The following is a 19,774-nucleotide window of genomic DNA, read 5'->3' on the forward strand; positions in this document are numbered from 1 at the left end:
GGTCAGTCGTGAGGCAGGAGCCGGCGTCGGCGTACGGCGAACAGGACCGCCCCGAGGCCGAGCAGCCCGACCGGCGCGGCGTCCACGAGGGCGAGCTCGGTCCCTGAGCCCCCGGGCAGCAGCGTCGGGTCGGGAGTGGCGCCGACCTGGTCACCGTCGACGTCGACAGCCAGCACGTCGAGGCCGCGCACCAGGTCGACGGAGTAGGCAAGGTTGGTCTTCTTGCCGGTGGCGACACCGCGCGAGTTGTAGACCGGGACCCAGTAGCTGTCCCAGACCTCCGAGGCGCCGAACCAGGCGAAGCCGTGGCTGGTCGGGGCGAGGGGGTCGTTGACGTCGATGATCTGGGTGCCGCCGCCATAGAAGCCCACCGAGACGAGCCCGGACTGGTGGTAGTCGAACCAGTGTGCCGAGCAGAAGGCGCCCACGGGGAGCGGGTAGGTCACGAGGTCGGCGAGCTCGACCTTCGCCAGCGGCACGATCGAACCCTCGGAGCCGTCCATCCGCTTGACGTGCCAGGTCTGGAAGGAGCCGGCGGTGCTGCAGTCGGGGTCTTCGTAGTCCTCCTCGGTGACGAGCAGGACGTTGCCGTTGGCCAGGGACGGAGCCGCGTCGGGGCGGAAGGCGGCTGCGTTGGGGTGGAAGGAGTTGTGGTGGATGAAGTTGTTGTAGCCGTTGGTCATGCCCTCGCGCGACGAGTCGCCCGCGGCACCGGTGTTGGCGATCTCCACCGGCGCGACCGGGTCGGAGACGTCGAAGACGTAGGAGCCACCCGCACCGGTGTGGACGCCGCGACCGGCGCCGTCGAAGTTCCACTTGTGCCCGCCCCAGCCCACGGCGTCGGAGCGGAACGGCTGGATGCCCGCGGTCGCGGGGTCGCTGTCGACCTCGACGGGCTTGTCGAGGTCGGTCAGGTCGAAGATCGAGAAGCTGCCCTGTCCGGGGACCTGGCTGTCGTCACCGGCGGAGTAGACGTAGCGGCAGTCGGTGTCGACGACGCAGCTCACGGTGTGGGTGCTGGTCGTGGACGGCACCCGTGAGCGGATGCGGGGCGCGGCCGGGTCGGTGACGTCGACGATGATCAGCTCGTAGTCGCCCCGGGCCGGGTCGTTGATGTGCTCGATGTCGCTCGGCGAGGCCTGATAGAGGTCGACGCCGATCAGGGCGAACCGCTGGGTGGTCTTGCCGACCTTGCGCTCGCCACAGTTCATCGCCTCGTTCTCGAACTGCAGGCTCGGCAGGGTGCCGACCCGCTGGGGGTCGAGCGGGTTGCTGACGTCGTGGACGACCACGGAGTCGAGACCCGACATCACGAAGAGCGGCGCCGTCCTCATGAAGCAGCCGGAGATGCCGACAGAGCCGGGGTTGCTGTCCACGAGGTTGACGTTGGGGCTCATGGCGCCCGGCGCGTTGAGTCCGCCCTCGTACTCGGTCCGCTTCTGCTCCAACCGGTCGCGATCACCGTGCGCGAACGCAGGGGCGGTCAGGGCGATGGAGGCGCCGAGGGTCAGGACGGCTGCGATGGCGGGCAGGGTGCGCATGTCTCCTCAACGAGCCTCCCCCTTCCAGGTCACGTGACAGGCGTCACCAGTGCTGCCTCGTCCGCGTGGGCGATGTGCGCGAGCTCGCGCCACACTAGGGCCAGGGTGATCCCGGCTCCGGCGAAGGCGAACCACCATGGCGCGGTGAGTCCCCATTGCTGGGCGATCAGGCCGCCCAGCAGGGAGCCCAGCAGCATGCCGCCCATCACGCAGATGAGGTAGACCGAGCCGACCCGTCCCTGGAACTCGGTCGGCACGGCCCGCTGGCGCACGGTGTTGGACACCGTCCCCCAGACGAATGCATAGGCACCGAAGAAGAACATCAACGGATAGGCGGCGTATGCCGATGTCGTGACCGCCATCGCGAGGTGGAACACCACTTCGGCCAGCAGCACCACCCTCATCAGCGTCGCCAGCGGCACCCGCTTCTCGAGCCGGCCGTAGGCGAAGGTCCCCAGCAGCCCCCGAGTGCCGAGGCGGTCGTCAGCAGGCCGAAGCCGGCGGCATCGAGGCCGACCCGGTCCTGGGCCCACAGCACCAGCACCGACCAGGGAGCGGCCCAGGTGATGTTGAAGGTCACGATCACCAGGGCCAGCGTGCGCACCGGCCGGTGGTGCGCGACCCAGCGCATCCCCTCGACGATGTCCTGACGCAGGTGACTGTCCAGCTCACGGCGTACGGCGCCGCGAGGCGTGCCGATCCGCGAGACCAGCAGGACTCCGAGGGCGACACTCACGGCCTGCACCGTGAAGGGAAGGGCCATCCCGGCTGCGAACAGCAGTGCTCCCAGCGCCGGCCCGATGAGCTGGTTGGCGGTGATGAAGCCGGCCTGGATGCGGGCGTTGGCGATGCCCAGGTCGGGCTTGTCCACCAGCATCGGCACCAGCGTGCTGGTGGTGGTGTCTGCGAAGACCTCTGCCGTCCCCATCGCGAACAGCACGACGATCACGATCCAGATGTCGACGTGGCCGGTCCAGATGATCAGGCAGAGCGCCGCGAGCACGAGCACCCGCACCGCGTCCATCACCATCACCAGCAGCCGCCGGTCGAGGCGGTCGGCGAGGGCGCCGGCCAGCAGACCGAAGAGCAACCACGGCAGCGTCGTGGCCATCGCCGCGGCTGCGACCAGCACCGGGTTGCGCGTCTGCGAGGCGACCAGCAGCGGTCCGGCAGCCATCATGAGCCCGTCGCCGAGGTTGGTGGCCCACGAGCTGGTGGCAAGCCACCGGAAGCCGGTGCCGAGCCGCGTCGGGAAGACGGTGTCGGTCAGGCGGCTCACAAGCTCCGGAGCCTACGCGGACACCACGCGCCCGCGCCTTGCGTTTTTCCGCTCAGGCGGGGAGCATCTCCTGCTCGAGCGCGGCGACAGCCCGCTCCTCGACCAGGCGGTCGTTCTCGACCTGCAGCCGCAGCACCAATGACTCGAGCTCCGCGACGCGCACGCGCAGTCGCTGATTCTCCTGAGCCAGTCGGGCGGGGATGCGGCGGTCGGTGTGGAGATGACCGATCAGCGCCTTCGCCATGGGGTGCGCCCTTTCGAGGTGGACGTGCGGGGAATTGATCCGTCTACCAGAGTCCCACCCGGGACCGCCCCGGTCAATCCGACGGGCCCCGGGTCCGCGCAGCCGGCCGTCGGGTCCGGGGCGGCCGCTGGCAGACCGGGCAGAAGAACGACGAGCGGTTCATGAACGTCGCTCGCCGGATCGGCGTCCCGCAGCGCTCGCACGGCTCCCCCTCGCGGCCATAGGCGTGGAGCGACCGGTCGAAGTAGCCGCTCTCACCGTTGACGTTGACATAGAGCGCGTCGAAGGAGGTGCCACCCTGCCCCAGCGCGTCGGTCATCACCGCGCGGGCATGGGTGAGCACCTCGTCGGCCTGCGTGCGGGTGAGCCGGTCGCCGGGCCGGTCGTAGTGGAGCCGGGCCTGCCACAGGGCCTCGTCGGCATAGATGTTGCCGATCCCGGAGACGAGACCCTGGTCGAGCAGCTGGCGCTTGACCCCGACCGCACGTCGGCGCATCCGGCGCACCACGTCGGCCTGGTCGAAGGCAGGGTCGAGCGGGTCCAGCCCGATGTGCGCGATCTCGGTCGGCAGCTCGGCGCCGCCGTCGGAGACCAGCAGGCCGCCGAACATCCGCTGGTCGACGAACCGCATCTCCAACGAGCCGTCGGACGCGGACAGGGCGAACCGCACGCGCAGGTGGCGCTCGTCGGACGCGCCGGGCTGCTGGAGAAGCATCTGGCCGCTCATGCCGAGGTGTCCGAGGAGGGCGTCGCCGGAGCCGAGCGCGAGCCAGAAATACTTCCCGCGTCGGCGTACGGCGACGATCCGCTGGCCGACGAGGGCGGCGACGAACCCGTCCGCAGACCGTGGGTCACGCCTCAGCGGGCGCGGGTGCAGGACCTCGACGGCGTCGATGGTGGCGCCGGTGACGTGGCGAGCCAGGCCCGCCCGGACGACCTCGACCTCGGGGAGCTCGGGCACGGGTCAGGCTGGGTCGAGGAGCTCGGGGTGAGCGGCGCGCAGCTCGGCGTAGGCCGTCGCGGCCGCGCCCTGCTCGGCCTCCTTCTTGGACCGACCGGTGCCGTGGCCGTAGAACTGGCCCCCGACGCGCACGCGGGCCACGAAGGTCTTCATGTGGTCGGGCCCGTCGGCCTCGATCACGTAGTCGGGGACGCCCAGGGCCAGGGAGGCGGAGAGCTCCTGCAGGGAGGTCTTCCAGTCGAGGCCGGCCCCCATCAGGGCCGCTGCGACCATCAGGTCGTCGAAGAGGAGGTGGACGACCTTGGCCGACGCCTCGATGCCGCCACTCATGTGGATGGCACCGATCAGGGCCTCGACGGTGTCGGAGAGGATCGACGCCTTCTCCCGACCGCCGGTGGACTCCTCGCCGCGGCCGAGCTTGATGTGCTGGCCCAGGCCGATGCGGCGAGCCACCCCCGCGAGTGCCCGGGCGTTGACGACAGCAGCGCGCAGCTTGGCCAGCCGCCCCTCGGAGAGCTCGGGGTGGGTGGTGTAGAGCGTCTCGGTCACCACGACGCCGAGCACGGAGTCGCCGAGGAACTCCAGGCGCTCGTTGGTCGGCAGCCCACCGTTCTCGTAGGCGTAGGACCGGTGGGTCAGGGCGCGCTCGAGGAGCTCAGGATCCAGAACTGGATTCCCGAGCTCCTGTCGCAGCTCCTGCGTGCTCAGCGGAGTTGCTGGTGGGTCAGAGGACCTGGCGACGGTCGGCGCGGGCGCCGTACTGGCCGCACTCGCCGCACGCACGGTGCGGGAGGTGCTTGGCAGCACAGGCGGGGTTGGCGCAGGTGACGAGGGAGGGCGCGACGGCCTTCCACTGCGACCGACGGTGACGCGTGTTGCTTCGCGACATCTTCCGCTTCGGAACAGCCATGGTTCTCTCCTTGTGTTGCCGATCGGGTCGCCCCGGCCGGTTGAGTCAGTCTGTGGTGTTGCTGCGGTCCTGCAAGGTCTGGAGCCCGGCCCACCTCGGGTCGATCTGCTCCTCGTGCGCGTGGTCGGGATCGTCGGCCAGCTTGGCGCCACACTCGACGCACAGTCCGGGACAGTCCTCCTCACACAGCGGCTGGAAGGGCAGTGCGAGCACCACCGCGTCCCGCAGCATTGGCTCGAGGTCGAGCAGGTCGTCCTCCAGCCGGCTGACCTCGTCGTCCACGTCCGTGTCGGACGGGTCGTGCTTGGCGTCGTCGTAGACGAACAGCTCCTGGAACCGGACGGTGATCTCTTCCTCGATCGGTTCCAGGCACCGCGCGCATTCTCCGACCAGCTCTGCCGAGGCAGAACCAGAGACCAGCACGCCCTCCATGACCGCCTCGAGCCGCAGGTCGAGCTCGACCGGCGATCCCTCGGGGACATGTAGGACTTCGATGCCAAGTTCTGCCGGTGCCGGCACTGTGTGCACCGTTTCCCGCTGGGACCCCGGGCGGCGGCCGAGCTCGCGGGTGTCGAGCACGAGCGGCGCCCTCGGGTCCAGGCTGGTCACGATTTCACTCCAGGTCCGAACACTGAACAGAACCACGGAATCGTAGCCGTCGGCCGGGGCAGGGGCAAAACGCCAGGTGGGCAGGGAGGGCGGCAGGGAGGTCGGGGGGTCGGCCGGATGGCTCACGCGCCACCCTCACGCTCGGCCAGCCGCGCCACCAGCAGATCACGCACGAACTCGGGCAGGAGCCCGCTGACGTCGCCACCGAACGTGGCGACCTCCTTGACCAGGCTGCTGGCCAGGAAGGACCACTCGGGGCTCGTGGGCACGAAGACCGTCTCGACGGGCGCGAGGCTGGAGTTCATCTGCGCCATCTGGAGCTCGTAGTCGAAGTCGCTGACCGCCCGCAGTCCCTTCACGATCGCGTCGATCTCGTGCTCGCGACAGAAGTCGGTGAGCAGTCCGGTGAAGCCGTCCACCCGGACGTTGCCCCACGTCGAGCACGCCCGGGTGAGCATGTCGATGCGTTCCTCCGGCGTGAACAGCCGATTCTTGGACTTGTTGACGCCGACTGCCACGACGACCTCGTCGAAGAGCTTGGCCGAGCGCTCGATGATGTCGAGGTGGCCGTTGGTCACCGGGTCGAAGGAGCCGGGGCACACGGCCCGGTGGAGCCGGCCGGGGGTCCGATCAGACATCGTGGGGCTCCTGGTCCTCGCCGGATTCTTCAAGACGGCCCGCGGAGGCGTGGGCGGCGTGACCGTACCAAAGCATCGTCTCGCCATACTTCTTGGACCGGTCACCCTCGAGCCCCTCGGGCCACCCCAGGGCGGGCCCGCGCACCGAGCGCTCGACCACGACCAGGGCCCCGGGGACCAGCCAGCCGCCCTCGACGAGCCCGGCCAGCGCCGCCGTGACCTCCTCGTCCGTGAGTGGATAGGGGGGGTCCAGGAACGCGATGTCGTATGGCGCTGCCGGGCTCTTGCGCAGGGCGCTCGCCACCGACGAGGCGGTCACGCTGACCCGACTGGTGCCGAGGGCGCGGGCGTTGCGCTCGATCAGGGCCGCGGTCTTGCGGTCCTGCTCCACCAGGGTCACCACGCCCGCCCCCGCGACCACGCCTCGAGCCCCACCGCACCCGACCCGGCGTAGAGGTCGATGAACCGCAGCCCCGCCAGCGACCCGCACCACGCCTCGATCGCCGAGAACAGGGCCTCGCGCACGCGGTCGCTGGTCGGGCGCGTGGCCGAGCCCCGCGGCGTCACGAGACGGCGTCCGCCGGCCACTCCCCCGATGATCCGCGTCATTCGATGCTCATCCGGGGTCCCCGCGGCGTTGTTCGGTGGAGTGCAGCGGAGGAGAAGAACGTCGTGGGGTGGTTCACGACTTGTCCACGAACTCGGAGTGCTGGGAGGCCTCGACCTCGAGCACCGCGTGCGCGAGCCCCGGCCAGGTCGACAGCTCGGCGTCCTCGGCGAGCAGCTCGTCGGCCGCCTCGCGGGCCCTGACGATCGTCTTCTCGTCGCGCAGGACCCGCAGGGTGATCAGGCTGGACTTGAAGCCCGACTGGTTGGCACCGAGCACGTCGCCCTCGCGGCGCTGCTCGAGGTCGACGCGGCTCAGCTCGAACCCGTCAGTGGTCGCTGCGACAGCCTCGAGCCGGTCACGCGCGGGGGTGCCGGTCTCGGCACGGGAGACGAGCAGGCACAGCCCGGGGAGGCCGCCACGACCCACCCGCCCACGGAGCTGGTGCAGCTGGCTGACCCCGAACCGGTCGGCGTCCAGGAGCACCATGGTCGTCGCGTTGTGCACGTCGACGCCCACCTCGATGACGGTCGTGGAGACGAGCACGTCGACCTGCCCGGCTGCGAACGACCTCATGGTCCGGTCCTTCTCCTCGGGCGGCAGGCGCCCGTGGAGCATCCCGACCCTCAGCCCCTGCAACGCTCCCGCCGCGAGCTCCTCGTGGAGGTCCTCGACCGCTGCGAGCGGCACCTTCCTGGTCGTCACCTCGCCGTCCTCGTCGACGTCGAGCTGGTCACTCTCCCCGTCCTCCTGGGTGTCCCCGCTGATCCGCGGGCACACGACGTAGACCTGGTGGCCCTTGCCGACCTCCTCGCGCACCCGCTCCCAGACCCGAGCGATCCACTGCGGCTGCTCGGCGAGCGGGACGACGTTGGTCTGGATCGGAGCCCGTCCCGCGGGCAGCTCGGTGAGGACGGAGGTCTCGAGGTCACCGAAGACGGTCATCGCGACGGTGCGCGGGATGGGCGTCGCGGTCATCACCAGGACGTGGGGCGGGGAACCTGCCTTGTCGGTCAGGGCTGCGCGCTGCTTGACGCCGAAGCGGTGCTGCTCGTCGACGACGACCAGGCCGAGGTCGGCGAAGGCGACGGACTGCTCGAGGAGGGCATGGGTCCCGATCACCAGTCCCGCCTCACCGCTCGCCATCGCTGCCAGCGCCTGGTCCTTGGCCGGCTTCGACATCGAGCCGGTGAGGAGCACGACCGAGGTGCCGTCCGCTGCTCCCCCGAGCATCCCACCCTGACCCAGGTCGCCGAGCATGCTGGTGATCGACCGGTGGTGCTGCTGCGCCAGCACCTCGGTCGGGGCGAGGAGGACGGCCTGACCTCCGGAGTCGACGACGTGGAGCATGGCGCGCAGCGCGACGACGGTCTTGCCGGAGCCGACCTCGCCCTGGAGCAGACGGTTCATCGGGTGCGCCTGGGCGAGCTCGCGCATCAGCACGGCACCGATCTCGCGCTGGCCCGCGGTCAGCTCGAACGGGAGCCGTTGGTCGAACTCCCTCAGCAGCCCGCCACCGCCGAGCCGCGCCTGGGCGCCGAGCGCGCGCTGCGCAGCCCGCCTCCGGGCCAGCACGAGCTGGAGGACCAGGGCCTCCTCGAAGCGGAAGCGCCGCTGTCCGGCACCGGCCTGCGCATAGTCGTCGGGTCCGTGCACCAGCCGCAGGGCAGTCATCACGTCGAGCACGTCGTAGCGCTCGCGCAGCTCGGGCGAGAACAGGTCGGGCACCTCGGTGACGACGTCGAGCGCGAACCGAATCACCTTGATCAGGTCCCAGACATAGAGCCGGCCGGTGACGGGATAGACGGGCAGGAGCTTGCTCAGCCTGGGATCGTCCTCGTCCTCGTCCCCGTCTTCGTTCCGGCCGAACATCAGCTGGTGGGGCTGTTCGAGCTGCCAGGTTCCGTTGAAGAGCTTGGCCTTGCCGGTGAAGAGCCCCCGGCTGCCCGGCGACATCTCGTCGGCATACTTGTGGGCCTGGCCGGCGTAGGGGCTGAAGAACGACAGCGAGAACGTCGGCCCGTTGGTGCGGATGCGCACCTCGGTGCGGAACTGCTGCTTGCGGCCACGGTGGAAGGGCTTCACCGCCGAGCTGGCCACCTCTCCCACGACCGAGAGCAGCTGACCCACCTCGGGCCTTCCGACCTCGGAGAGCTCCTTGGTCTCGACGTAGCGCCGCGGGAAGTGACGCAGGAGCTCACCCACCGTGCGGATCCCGAGACCCTCCTCGACCAGCTTGCGCTTGGGTGATCGACCGAAGACGCTCGCCACGGGCGAGTCAGGCGTGATGGCGACCATTCACTCCACGCTCACCAGCAGTGGATAGCGGTCCTGGCCGCCCTCGTGGACGGTCACGTCGACGGCCGGATGAGTGGCTTCGACGTATGCCGCCACGCCGGTCGCCAGGTCGTGGCCCCCGTCGCCGGCGACGATCGTGACCAGCTCGCCACCGCCACCGAGGAGGCGCTCGACGACGTGGACGGCCACCTCGTGGTCGTCGTCGCCGACCAGGACGAAGTCGCCGGCCACGACCCCGAGCACGTCGCCCGGCTCGCAGGGACCGGCCATGGTCATGGCCTGCCTCGAGGCGACGGTGACCGCGCCGTGGCGGGCATGGCGCGCTGTCGCAGTCATCTCGCGGACGTCCTGGTCGAAGGTGCGACCCGGCTCGTGGACCGCCATGGCGGCCAGCCCCTGCACCTGGGCCATCGACGCCACGACCTCGACGCGGACCTCGCCACCTTCCTCGGCCGTGCGCGCGGCGATCTCCGCGACCCGGATCGAGTCGGGGTCGTTGGGCAGCACGACAACCTCGGCTGCACCGGAGCCGTTGATGGCGTCGAGGATCTGGCCGGTGGAAGGACGCCGACCCGGCCCGCCCTCCACGACGATCGCGCCGGCGTCGGAGAACAGTGCGGCGAGGCCGGCACCGGCAGCGACAGCGACGACCTTGCGGCCTGTCCGCTGGGTCGGCCGACGAGCCGCGCTCTGGGCGATCTGCTCGGCGAAGTGGGTGACCCGCACCCGATAGGGCCGGCCCGCCACGATGCCCGCCTCGATCGCTGCCCCGACGTCGTCGACGTGCACGTGCACGTTCCAGAGGCGGTCGCCGCCGACCACGACCAGGCTGTCGCCGAGGGGGGCGAGCGTCGCCTTGAGGGCGGGGACCGCGTCGTCGTCGGCCTCGAGGAGATACATCACTTCGTAGGAGGGACCGTCGGGGCTGAGGTCGCCGGCATCGACGGCGACCGGGACCGGGATGCGTGGCACACCCACCGCTGCGGGCGGCGGACGCCGCCCGGTCGAGACGGTCTCGGCGGCGTCCAGCACGACGCACAGCCCGCGACCGCCGGCATCCACCACACCGGCGTCGGCCAGCGCCTTGAGCTGGGTGGGGGTGAGTGCCAGCGCCTCGCGGGCAGCCGCGGCAGCGGCGGAGAAGATGTCGCGCGCTCGGGCCTGCTCCTCCCGCGAGGCCGCCATCGCCGCGTCCGAGGCCGCGCGCGCGACCGTCAGGATCGTCCCCTCGACAGGGGTGCCGACAGCGGCGTAGGAGGCATCGGTCGCCCGCTGCATCGCCTCCGCGACGACGGTGCCGTTGCGGTCGCCGGGACCCGCCTCCGCGAGCCGGGCGACATAGGCGCCGAGCATCTGGCTGAGGATGACTCCGGAGTTGCCCCGGGCACCGAGCAGGGCGCCGCGTGCCAGCAGCCGCAGGGCGTCACCCAGCGCCATCTGGGGATCGTCGTTGACTGCCTGGACGATCGCGTCCCGAGCCGCCGAGACGGTCAGGAACATGTTGGTGCCGGTGTCGCCGTCAGGCACGGGATAGACGTTGAGGGCGTCGATCTCCTCGCGGGCCGACGACAAGGCGTCGGTGGCGATCTCGGCGAACCGAGCCAGGCTGGTGGTCGTGATGCCGCTCGGCACGGTCTCCATCGCCTGCCCCCTTCCCGGACGTGTGGGTCGAAGGGCACAGGCTAGCGCCGTACGCCGACGACGCAGACAACGAACGGCCCCGAGAGCGATGCTCTCGGGGCCGTTCGGCGAAGTTCGTCAGGTCAGCGGGAGACCTTGCCGGCCTTGAGGCAGCCGGTGCAGATGTTGACGCGCTTGGGCGTGCCGTTGATCGTGGCGCGCACGCGCTGGATGTTGGGGTTGAAGCGACGCTTCGTAATCTTGCGCGACCAGGGTCGGTTGTTGCCGAAGCCGGGCTTCTTGGCGCAGATGTCACAGACGGCAGCCACCGTGTACTCCTGAAGATCGTTGGTCATTCGAGGGTCGGCCCGCAGAGCAGCCGAAGACGGCGCGCGAGCAACCGCACAAGAGTATCCGACCGGCCGGGATGGATGAAATCGAGCATCGTCCGCTCAGAAGTGGGTCCAGCCCGTCGGGCCTTCATAGGCCGCGCCGTCGACGGTGACGCCACTCCCCTCGGCGACCGAACCGATGACTGACCAGCCCTCCGGCACCTGCGCCCGGCTCCCGAAGGTCGCCAGCAGCGCGTGGTCGTCACCGCCGCCCAGCACGAACTCCATCGGGTCGACCCCGAGCGCAGCACCCACCGCGAGCAGCGGCTCGGCCAGGTCGAAGGCATCGCGACGTACGTCGATGGACACCCCGCTCCGCTCCGCCAGGTGGCCGGCCTCGGCCAGCAGGCCGTCCGAGATGTCGATCATCGCGGTGGCTCCCGCCTCGGCGGCCACCCTCCCTGCCGGGTAGGGCGGCGCAGGACGGCGGTAGGCCTCGACGAGGACGCGGGGTGAGCGGAACCCTCGACCCAGGACCGCAAGGCCACCCGCTGCCCATCCCTGGCGGCCGGTCAGGGCCAGCACGTCTCCGGCAGCGGCTCCCGACCGGACGACCGGGGCCTCGGTGCAGGCGCCCATCACGGTGACCGCCACGACGACCTGGTCGGCGCGGGTCAGGTCACCCCCGACGACGCTCGCGCCGACCAGGGCGCACTCGGCGGCGAAGCCCCGCGCGAAGTCCAGTGCCCACTGGGCCGGCAGGTCGCCCGGGGCGGCGAGACCGATGGTCAGCGAGTGCGCGACGCCACCCATGGCGTTGATGTCGGAGAGGTTCTGGGCTGCAGCACGGTGGCCGACGTCCTCGGCGCTCGCCCAGTCGCGCCGGAAGTGTCGCCCCTCGACCATCAGGTCGCTCGAGACCACGACATGGCCGTTGCGGATGCGCAGCACGGCCGCGTCGTCGCCCGGGCCGATGAGCACCTGCTCGCCCTGCTCGAACAGGGCCACGAGCTCGGCGATCAGGCCGAACTCGCCGACATCGGTCAGCGTCGCATCCACGGGTTGTGCCATGGCGCCATCAGACCAGACCGGTGGTCGGGCGTGCTGCGGGACGTCGACCCCGGCAGAAGTGACGCCCACGGCGACGCGGGGGTAGGTTGGCGCTCGCCACAACGTTCACCCCCGAGCCCGAGGAGTCCAGATGGTCGTGCAGGCCTACATCCTGATCCAGACCGACGTCGGCAAGGCCGCCGAGGTTGCCACGGCCATTGCCCAGATCAAGGGCGTCACGCTGGCCGAGGACGTCACCGGTCCCTACGACGTGATCGTGCGCGCCGAGGCCCGCAACGTCGACGAGCTCGGCAAGCTGGTCGTCTCCAAGGTGCAGAACCTCGACGGCATCACCCGCACCCTGACGTGCCCCGTCGTCCACATCTGATCGCGACTCCCCAGCGCCCCGTGTCCATCCGGACCCGGGGCGTTGTCGTCGTCTGCGCCCTCTTCGTCGCCGGCTGCTCGGGCGCAGTGTCCATCGACGCACCCGACCTGTCCTCCGGCGAGCAGGAGGCATGTGCCGAGCTGGTGGCGGCGCTGCCCGACACCTTGGCCGGCGAACCCCGGCGCGACGTCACCCCGGCCGACGCCCCGGGTGCCGCGTGGGGTGAGGAGCCGATCGTCCTCACCTGCGGGGTCGAGCTGCCATCGACGTACGACGAGTTCGCCTCCTGCTCCCAGATCGGGGACGTCGGCTGGTTCCTGCCACCCGACGAGCTCAAGGACCCCGCCGCAGACATCGTCGTCACCGCGCTGACCCACTCCCCCGCGTCAGTGTGCTCATCCCCGCTGCCCACCGCGGGAGCGACGCAGTGCAGGTCGACGTCTCCCAGGTGATCGGTGAGACCCTGCCGGAGGACGAGCCCTGCCTCTAGGCCCCGGTCAGCGCAGGCCGGTGTCGCGTTCGAGCGCGAGGGTGATCAGCCGGTCCACGAGCTCGGGATAGGCGACGCCCGACTCGGCCCACATCTGCGGGAACATCGAGGTGGGCGTGAAGCCGGGCATCGTGTTGATCTCGTTGATGACCAGCGAGTTGTCGGCCAGCACGAAGAAGTCCACCCGCGCGAGCCCCTCGCAGGACAACGCCTCGAAGGCACGCATGGCCAGCCGCCGCAGCTCCTGCTCGACCTCGGGCGGCAGGTCGGCGGGCAGGTCGATCTCGGTGTCCTGGCCGGCGAGGTACTTGGCCTCGAAGTCATAGAACTCGTGGTCCCCGCCGGTGCGGACCTCGGCGGGGCGAGACGTCTCCGGGCCGGCGTCGACCGTGGCCAGCACACCGCACTCGACCTCGCGCCCGGCGATCGCGACCTCGACCAGCACCTTGGCGTCGTGCTCGAGGGCCAGCTCGATGGCGTCGACGACCTCGGTGCGGTCGTGGATCTTGCTGATCCCGATGCTCGAGCCCCCGCGCGCCGGCTTGGCGAAGCTGGGCAGGCCCAGCTCCTCGATCCGCGTGAGGCAGGAGACCTGGTCGGTCTCCCACTCGCGCCTGCTGACCGTGATGCCCGGGGTCACCGGAAGGCCGGCCGCGGCCAGCACGACCTTCATGTAGTCCTTGTCCATGCCGACCGCCGACGCCAGGACACCGGAGCCGACGTAGCGGACGCCCGCCATCTCCAGGAGCCCCTGCAGGGTCCCGTCCTCCCCCAGGGCCCGTGGAGCAGCGGGAACACGACGTCGACCGAACCGAGCACCCGAGGCACCTGCGCCGGTTGGTTCACGACGAGGTCGGGGCTGCCCTCGGAGCCGAGCAGGGTGACCGTCGGGCGGGACGCGTCCACCTCCGGCAGGGTCGTGCCCCGGATGGCGAGCCGTCCGGGATCGTCGGACTCCAGCACCCAGCGGCCGTCGGTGGCGATGCCGACCGGGACGACGTCGTACTTCTCCCGATCGATGGCTGCCAGCACGCTGCCGGCGGTGACGCAGGAGATGCTGTGCTCGCTCGAGCGCCCACCGAAGACGACGGCGACACGAGGCTTCCGTGGCTCGTTCATTGCCAGGACCCTATCGGCCTACGCTGGCAGACATGGCCGACGACCCGCGCACACCCAGCCCCACCGACAGCCCGTTGCGGCCGAGCACCATCGCCGTGACCGCCGGCCGTCCCGACCCCGGACCGGACGCCCCGCTCAACGTCCCCATCACGATGGCCTCGACGTATGGCGCCGGCGGAGACCTGGAATACGGCCGCTACGCCAATCCGACGTGGACCGCGTTCGAGGAGGCGCTCGGTGCGCTGGAGGGCGGCCGTTGCCTGAGCTTCGCGTCGGGACTGGCGGCCGTGGCGACGGTCCTCGACCTCGTCGGGCACGGCGCGAAGGTCGTGGCGCCCCGCCACTCCTACAGCGGCACGATCATGCAGCTGGCCGACCTGGAGGCTCGGGGTCGGGCACGCGCCGAGCTGGTCGACGTCACCGACACCGATGCCGTGGTGAAGGCGTGCGACGACGCGGCCCTGGTCTGGATCGAGTCGCCGACCAACCCGGCCCTGGAGATCGCCGACATCGAGACGATCACCAAGGCCGCCCACGAGGCGGGCGCCTACGTCGCGGTCGACAACACGTTCGCGACGCCGCTGCTGCAGACGCCACTGGTCCACGACGTCGACCTGGTGGTGCACTCGGCCACGAAATATCTTGCAGGCCACAGCGATGCCCTCCTCGGCGCCATCTGCACCCGCGACGACGAGCTCTTCTCCGTGCTGAAGAACCGGCGCGACCTGCTGGGGGCCATCCCCGGCACGCTCGAGGCCTGGCTGGTGCTGCGCGGCATGAGGACCCTGCACCTGCGGGTCGAGAGGGCCCAGGCCAACGCCCAGGAGCTCGTACGGCGACTGGAAGAGCACCCCGCGATCGCCGAGGTTCGCTACCCCGGGTTCGGAGGCATCGTCTCCGTCGTGCTGGCGCAGGGCACGATCGCCGCCGACCTGCTTACCCACAAGACCCGCCTGTGGGTGCACGCGACCTCACTGGGGGGCGTCGAGTCGACCCTGGAGCGCCGTCGCCGCTGGAAGTCGGAGGCACCCACGATCCCTGACGCGCTCGTGCGGCTCAGCGTTGGCGTCGAGGACGTCGAGGACCTGTGGGACGACTTGCGCGCCGCGCTCGACGGCTGCGTGGGCTGACCGCCTGTCGCTGGCTCAGTGCAGCTCCGGCTTCGTCTCGCGGGCGATGAAGCTGCTCATCATCTCGGTCGCCGTCATCCGCCCGTCGACCACCGCGTCGACGTGTTCGGCGATGGGCGCATCGACGCCGGTGCGACGGGCCAGCGCGAGCAGCGACTTGCACGACTTGGCGCCCTCGGCCACCTGGCTGGTCGAGGCATAGATCTCCTCGGTGGTCATCCCCTTCCCGAGGTTCTCGCCGAACGTCCGGTTGCGCGAGAGCGGGGAGGAGCACGTCGCCACCAGGTCACCCAGCCCTGCGAGTCCCATCAGCGTGAGGGGGTTGGCCCCCTGCGCCATCGCCAGGCGCGCCGTCTCGGCGAGACCACGCGTGATCAGCGAGGCGGTGGTGTTGTCGCCGAACCCCAGTCCGACGGCCATCCCGACCGCCAGCCCGACGACGTTCTTGTAGGCGCCGCCGATCTCGCAGCCGAGCACGTCCACGGACGTGTAGGGACGGAAGGCGGCGGTGTGGAAGGCGGCCTGCAGCTTCTTGGCCACGTCCTCGTCGGCGCAGGCGACCACGGACGCGGCGGGCTCGCGGCGGGCTATCTCCTTGGCCAGGTTGGGCCCGCTGACCACGGCGATGCGTTCGGGACCGGCGCCGGTCACCTCGGCGATCACCTCGCTCATCCGCTTCAGCGACCCGAGCTCGACGCCCTTCATCAGCGAGACCAACGTCGCCTGCTCGGGGATCAACGGCGCCCAGGCCGTGAGGTTCTCCCGCAGGGTCTGGGAGGGCACCGTGAGCACGACGATGTCGGCTCCGGACGCCGCCTGCTCGGGGTCGGTCGTCGCGGACACGCCGGGCGGCAGCTCGATGCCCGGGAGGTATTCGGTGTTCTCCCGCTGCGTGTTGATGGCGTCGACCACCTCGGGGCGTCGGGCCCACAGCTTGACCTCGTTGCCCGCATCACCCAGGACGACGGAGAAGGCCGTCCCCCAGGAGCCGGCGCTGAAGACGGCGATCTTGGTCATCGGCGGTCCTTCTTGTTGGGGTTTCCGATCTGACTGACTCCGGCCTTGCGCGGATCGAAGCGCTCTGCGGGCGGCTGCTCGCCGCGCAGCTCGGCCACGAGGTCGGTCACGGCGGCCATGATCCGCTCGGTCGTCTCGGTGATGACCGCTGCCGTCACCGGCTTGGCACCCAGGTCCGAGATGTCGACCGGATCACCGACCTTCATCCGGATGTGCTTGCGCGGGAACAGCCGCGGGCGCGACGAGTATGGATAGAGCAGGTCTTGTGCGCCCCAGTGGGCGACCGGCACGACGGGAGCTCCGGTGGCGAGGGCGATCCGGGCCGCGCCCGACTTGCCGACCATCGGCCACAGGCCGGGATCGCGCGTCAGCGTCCCCTCCGGATAGACCACGACGCACTCGCCGCTGTTGACGGCCTCGACGGCTGCATCGAAGGCGCCGAGCGCCTTGCGCGAGAGCCGCTCCACCGGGATCTGGCCGGCCGAGCGGAGGACGGTGCCGACGAACTTCGTGCGGAACAGGCCGGACTTCGCGAGATATCGCGGGATGCGCCCGTGGTCCCACACGAAGAGGGCCGTCAGCAGGGGATCGACGTGCGAGACGTGGTTGACGACCAGGATGCACCCGCCCGAGGGCGGGATCTTCTCGCCATCGATCCATGTCCGCCTCGTGACGGCCTGCATCGTGGGCTTGATCACCACAGCAGCGAAGTTCACCGCCCACCCACGCTTGCGTTGCACCTTGCGGACCGACACGCGAGACCCTCCTGATTGTCGCTGAGCAGGCTACTCGCACGCGGTGCGAAGATCTGGTGCGTGTCCCCTTCGCGCGTCGCCCAGACCTTCGTCGTGATCGTCCCGGTGAAGCCACCGGCACGCGGCAAGTCGCGGCTGGACGGACTCCCCACCGATCAACGCCGTGACCTGGCCGCTGCGTTCGCCCGCGACACCGTCGCTGCCGCGATGCGCACGCCCCAGGTCGAGGCCGTCCTGGCCGTCACCGACGACTTCCGCTTCGCTGCCGCCCTCCGCGCCGACGGGTGTGTCGTGATCCCCGACGGCGTGACCGAGGACCTGAACGCCACGCTCCTCCAGGCGGGCGCCGAGGCCGCACGACGGTGGCCGACCTCGATGCCCGTGGCGCTGTGTGCAGACCTGCCCTGCCTGACGAGCCAGGACCTCGCCTCGGCCCTGGCCGAGGTGGACGGACCCTCGTTCGTCCGCGACGCCGCCGGAGCGGGGACGACGACCTACGTCGCACCCCATGCCCAGTTCGAGCCCGCCTTCGGTCTCGACTCGGCCGCCCACCACCTCGCGCGCGGCGCGGTCGAGGTCGGCAGTGCTGCGACGACGTTGCGGCTCGACGTCGATGACCGTGCCGACCTGGCTGAGGCCCTGGCCCTGGGCGTGGGGATCCACACCGCGCGAGCCTGCGGCTCCTAGCCCTGGGAGCTTCCGGGCATCAAGCTGATCGTCCGTTCGGTCGTGGAGTGCTAGCGGCAGGCTCGAGCTGACCCACCAGCCGACGTACGTGGTCGAGGTCCGCGGGCCCGGTGACAGAGAAGTGTCTGCGGAACGGCCTGCGCCTGCCACGCGATGCCACGGCGTGCAGGACGCCGACGACTGTCGCCCCCACCAGCGTCAGCCACACCGGGACCGAGACGAGGTCCGGGCCGAAGACATCCACTCCGCTCTCGTTCGCCGTCGCCCCCAACGTGGCGGCAGCGAGGAGCGCCGAGATCCCCGAGCCGACGACCTCGGGCCAGCTACGGCCCCGTCGACGAGCTCGCTGCGATCAGCCTTGCGCTCCCTGCCCATCGCCCGAACGATCTCCTCGTGCTCCTTGAGGACGAAGACGTCGAGATCCTCCAGCGCGAACAGGTACGGCGGCACCGTCCTCGACCACGTGCGGACGTTGGGGATCTGACTGGTCATCGACGACTCCGAGATGGCAGGCGAGGTTCGCTACGCGAGAAGGCTGCTGGTGCGTTCGGTCGGCCTGGACACCCTCCGCAAATGCATCGATGGCGGACCACCCGAGGGTGACCCGCCATCAATGTGTCGAATCAGGACTTCTTGGCCGGGGACTTCTTGGCCGTGGTCTTCTTCGCAGTGCTGGTCTTCTTGGTCGTCGTCGACTTCGACGCGGTCGACTTCGCCGCCGTGGTCTTCTTGGCCGGCGTCGACTTCTTCGCTGCCGTGGTCTTCTTGGCGGCGCTCGTCTTGGCGGCCGTGGTCTTCTTGGCCGGCGTGGACTTCTTCGCTGCCGTGGTCTTCTTGGCGGCGCTCGTCTTGGCGGTCGTGGTCTTCTTGGCCGGCGTGGACTTCTTCGCCGCACTGGTCTTCTTGGCCGCCGTCGACTTCGACGCGGTCGACTTCTTGGCGCCGCTCGAGCTCTTGGTCGGAGTGACGGCGTTGGCTGCAGCCTTGGCCGGCGCGGCCGCCGCGGCGGCGACCGCCCGCACAGCGGCGGGCGGAGAGGGCATCGTCGCGGCAGTGAGCTTCGGCAGCTTCTTCGCGCCGGAGATGATGTTCTTGAGGTCCTGGCCGGGGGTGAACTTGGGGACGGCCTTCTTCTTCGACTTCATCCGTTCGCCGGTCTGCGGGTTGCGCACCCAGCGGGCATTTCGGACCGTCTTCTCGAAGGAGCCGAACCCGGTGATGGCGACCTTCTCGCCCCGAGCGACCTCGCGGGTGATCGTGTCGATCACCGAGTCGAGAGCGTGGGCGGCCTGCTTGCGGTTCCCCTCGTAGCGAGCGGCGAGCGCATCGATGAGCTGTGTCTTGTTCACTAGCTTCCCTTCCAATGAACCACGGAGCCGCGCTTGTGCACGACGACTTCCAAGGCACGCTAGGCATTCGCGGCAGGTGCCACAATCACCGGAGAGGGTTTTGGCTCGCTTTTCTTTTCCCGACGTGGGCGTTCGTGCCCGGCTCAGGCCCGTTGGGTGGCGGGCTTCCAGCTCGGACGAGTCGTTTCGTATGCCGCGATGTCGGCGTCGTGACCCATCGTGATCCCGATGTCGTCGAGCCCTTCGAGCAGCCGGTGCCGGGTGTAGTCGTCGATGTCGAACGAGTCCTGGATGGCGTCAGGACCCGCACCAGCACTGACAGTTCGCGACTCGAGGTCGACAGTGATCGTCGCGCCGGGGTTGTCCTCGAGGTGGTCCCACAGACGCTGGACGACCTTCTCGTCGACCTGCGCGGCGAGCAACCCGGCGTTGCCGGAGTTGCCGCGGAAGATGTCGGCGAAGCGCGAGGAGATCACGACCCGGAAGCCGTAGTTCTGCAACGCCCACACGGCGTGCTCGCGCGAACTGCCGGTGCCGAAGTCGGGTCCGGCAACCAGGACGGTGCCGGCGGCATACTCGGGCTTGTTGAGCACGAAGCCCTCGTCACCGCGCCAGGCGGCGAAGAGCCCGTCCTCGAAGCCCGTGCGGGTGACGCGCTTGAGATAGACGGCCGGGATGATCTGGTCGGTGTCGACGTTGCTGCGACGCAGCGGCACGCCGACCCCGGTGTGGGTGGTGAAGGGCTCCATG

General features: G+C 70.2%; 19 protein-coding genes and 3 pseudogenes. 4 read left to right on the plus strand and 18 right to left on the minus strand.

Annotated elements, in window-relative coordinates:
• Positions 1-2: 2 nt before the first annotated feature.
• From G7071_RS17650 to G7071_RS17710, 13 genes and pseudogenes are all read right to left on the minus strand, one after another.
• Positions 3-1,541 carry an LVIVD repeat-containing protein gene (locus G7071_RS17650; RefSeq protein ID WP_166320681.1) on the minus strand — a complete coding sequence of 513 codons (1,539 nt, stop codon included), beginning with the start codon at positions 1,539-1,541 and terminating at the stop codon, positions 3-5.
• Between the two features lie 29 nt (positions 1,542-1,570).
• A pseudogene (locus G7071_RS20075) lies at positions 1,571-2,721 on the minus strand (MFS transporter).
• Positions 2,722-2,872: 151 nt separating this feature from the next.
• Complete coding sequence (locus G7071_RS17660) at positions 2,873-3,064, minus strand: hypothetical protein (RefSeq protein WP_166320682.1); 192 nt, start codon at positions 3,062-3,064, stop codon at positions 2,873-2,875.
• 73 nt (positions 3,065-3,137) lie between these two features.
• Entirely contained in the window at positions 3,138-4,025 is an 888-nt protein-coding gene (mutM, locus tag G7071_RS17665) for a bifunctional DNA-formamidopyrimidine glycosylase/DNA-(apurinic or apyrimidinic site) lyase (RefSeq protein ID WP_166320683.1), read from the minus strand.
• A 3-nt stretch (positions 4,026-4,028) separates the two neighbouring features.
• On the minus strand, positions 4,029-4,808 hold the full coding sequence (gene rnc, locus G7071_RS17670) for a ribonuclease III (protein ID WP_425489402.1): 780 nt from the start codon (positions 4,806-4,808) through the stop codon (positions 4,029-4,031).
• Positions 4,750-4,935, minus strand: a complete 186-nt coding sequence (gene rpmF, locus G7071_RS17675) for a 50S ribosomal protein L32 (protein ID WP_166320684.1) — start codon at positions 4,933-4,935, stop codon at positions 4,750-4,752. Before rpmF ends, rnc begins: the two co-directional genes overlap by 59 nt.
• 45 nt (positions 4,936-4,980) lie before the next feature.
• Entirely contained in the window at positions 4,981-5,670 is a 690-nt protein-coding gene (locus G7071_RS17680; protein ID WP_425489403.1) for a YceD family protein, read from the minus strand.
• Complete coding sequence (gene coaD, locus G7071_RS17685) at positions 5,667-6,182, minus strand: pantetheine-phosphate adenylyltransferase (protein ID WP_166320685.1); 516 nt, start codon at positions 6,180-6,182, stop codon at positions 5,667-5,669. Before coaD ends, G7071_RS17680 begins: the two co-directional genes overlap by 4 nt.
• Positions 6,175-6,791, minus strand: a pseudogene (gene rsmD, locus G7071_RS17690) (16S rRNA (guanine(966)-N(2))-methyltransferase RsmD). The gene coaD and the pseudogene rsmD overlap by 8 nt, the downstream one beginning before the upstream one ends.
• A gap of 73 nt (positions 6,792-6,864) precedes the next feature.
• Positions 6,865-9,087, minus strand: coding sequence for an ATP-dependent DNA helicase RecG (locus G7071_RS17695; RefSeq protein WP_166320686.1), 2,223 nt, complete (start codon positions 9,085-9,087; stop codon positions 6,865-6,867).
• Positions 9,088-10,728: a DAK2 domain-containing protein gene (locus G7071_RS17700; RefSeq protein WP_166320687.1), complete on the minus strand. Its 1,641-nt coding sequence runs from the start codon at positions 10,726-10,728 to the stop codon at positions 9,088-9,090. It abuts the gene before it with no gap.
• A 122-nt stretch (positions 10,729-10,850) separates the two neighbouring features.
• Entirely contained in the window at positions 10,851-11,036 is a 186-nt protein-coding gene (gene rpmB / locus G7071_RS17705) for a 50S ribosomal protein L28 (protein WP_091196251.1), read from the minus strand.
• 123 nt (positions 11,037-11,159) lie between these two features.
• Entirely contained in the window at positions 11,160-12,110 is a 951-nt protein-coding gene (locus G7071_RS17710; RefSeq protein WP_166320688.1) for a thiamine-phosphate kinase, read from the minus strand.
• A gap of 130 nt (positions 12,111-12,240) precedes the next feature.
• On the opposite strand from G7071_RS17710, the gene G7071_RS17715 reads away from it, so the two are divergent.
• Positions 12,241-12,477 carry an Lrp/AsnC family transcriptional regulator gene (locus G7071_RS17715; protein WP_166320689.1) on the plus strand — a complete coding sequence of 79 codons (237 nt, stop codon included), beginning with the start codon at positions 12,241-12,243 and terminating at the stop codon, positions 12,475-12,477.
• 20 nt (positions 12,478-12,497) lie between these two features.
• Positions 12,498-12,929, plus strand: a complete 432-nt coding sequence (locus G7071_RS17720; protein ID WP_166320690.1) for a DUF3515 domain-containing protein — start codon at positions 12,498-12,500, stop codon at positions 12,927-12,929.
• A 45-nt stretch (positions 12,930-12,974) separates the two neighbouring features.
• Here the strand turns inward: G7071_RS17720 and G7071_RS17725 are convergent.
• A pseudogene (locus G7071_RS17725) lies at positions 12,975-14,086 on the minus strand (D-alanine--D-alanine ligase family protein).
• Between the two features lie 32 nt (positions 14,087-14,118).
• Here G7071_RS17725 and G7071_RS17730 point away from each other — a divergent pair.
• On the plus strand, positions 14,119-15,216 hold the full coding sequence (locus tag G7071_RS17730; RefSeq protein ID WP_166320691.1) for a trans-sulfuration enzyme family protein: 1,098 nt from the start codon (positions 14,119-14,121) through the stop codon (positions 15,214-15,216).
• Between the two features lie 15 nt (positions 15,217-15,231).
• On the opposite strand, the gene G7071_RS17735 is transcribed toward G7071_RS17730, so the two are convergent.
• Both G7071_RS17735 and G7071_RS17740 read right to left on the minus strand, forming a co-directional pair.
• Positions 15,232-16,233, minus strand: a complete 1,002-nt coding sequence (locus G7071_RS17735; RefSeq protein WP_166320692.1) for an NAD(P)H-dependent glycerol-3-phosphate dehydrogenase — start codon at positions 16,231-16,233, stop codon at positions 15,232-15,234.
• Complete coding sequence (locus tag G7071_RS17740; RefSeq protein ID WP_215727630.1) at positions 16,230-16,988, minus strand: lysophospholipid acyltransferase family protein; 759 nt, start codon at positions 16,986-16,988, stop codon at positions 16,230-16,232. The genes G7071_RS17735 and G7071_RS17740 overlap by 4 nt, the downstream gene beginning before the upstream one ends.
• A 60-nt stretch (positions 16,989-17,048) precedes the next feature.
• Between G7071_RS17740 and cofC the strand changes: the two genes are divergently transcribed.
• Positions 17,049-17,675: a 2-phospho-L-lactate guanylyltransferase gene (gene cofC, locus G7071_RS17745; protein WP_166320693.1), complete on the plus strand. Its 627-nt coding sequence runs from the start codon at positions 17,049-17,051 to the stop codon at positions 17,673-17,675.
• Positions 17,676-18,298: 623 nt separating this feature from the next.
• Here cofC and G7071_RS17750 read toward each other — a convergent pair.
• Positions 18,299-19,024, minus strand: a complete 726-nt coding sequence (locus G7071_RS17750; protein WP_166320694.1) for an HU family DNA-binding protein — start codon at positions 19,022-19,024, stop codon at positions 18,299-18,301.
• Between the two features lie 143 nt (positions 19,025-19,167).
• Complete coding sequence (leuD, locus tag G7071_RS17755) at positions 19,168-19,773, minus strand: 3-isopropylmalate dehydratase small subunit (RefSeq protein ID WP_166320695.1); 606 nt, start codon at positions 19,771-19,773, stop codon at positions 19,168-19,170.
• Position 19,774 lies beyond the last annotated feature (1 nt).

The sequence above is a fragment of the Nocardioides piscis genome (genome assembly GCF_011300215.1).
GTDB lineage: Bacteria > Actinomycetota > Actinomycetes > Propionibacteriales > Nocardioidaceae > Nocardioides > Nocardioides piscis.